The organism is Shewanella sp. T24-MNA-CIBAN-0130, from assembly GCF_040310185.1.
GTDB classification, from domain to species: domain Bacteria; phylum Pseudomonadota; class Gammaproteobacteria; order Enterobacterales; family Shewanellaceae; genus Shewanella; species Shewanella psychromarinicola.
Genome location: NZ_JBEOPP010000593.1, coordinates 1 through 232, shown reverse-complemented (window position 1 = coordinate 232; position 232 = coordinate 1). Strand labels below are relative to the sequence as shown.

General features: G+C 43.5%; 1 protein-coding gene. It reads left to right on the top strand.

Features of this window, described 5'->3' with window-relative positions; all coding sequences use genetic code 11:
* Window positions 1–230, top strand: a 230-nt coding sequence (locus AAEZ02_RS23630) for a hypothetical protein (RefSeq protein ID WP_351125696.1), incomplete at its 5' end; no start/stop codon positions are given.
* Window positions 231–232 lie beyond the last annotated feature (2 nt).

Here is a 232-nt window from a genome sequence, read left to right as displayed (position 1 = left end):
ATCGTATTAATAGGAAAGAAGTAGAAGCGTCCGAAGAGCGCTTTGATGGTGACGACTCAAAAGTTGACTATGAAATAACAAGAGCGAATTATAACCAACGACATGAGGCTTTTCTCGCCCAATGCAGAGATTCAGATGATCATTACGCACTGCTTCAAAATCCAGACGCGTATGCGGCCGTTTGTTCAGACGATGAAGCAAAACAATCTGTCACTTGCGCTCTTTTCTAGCC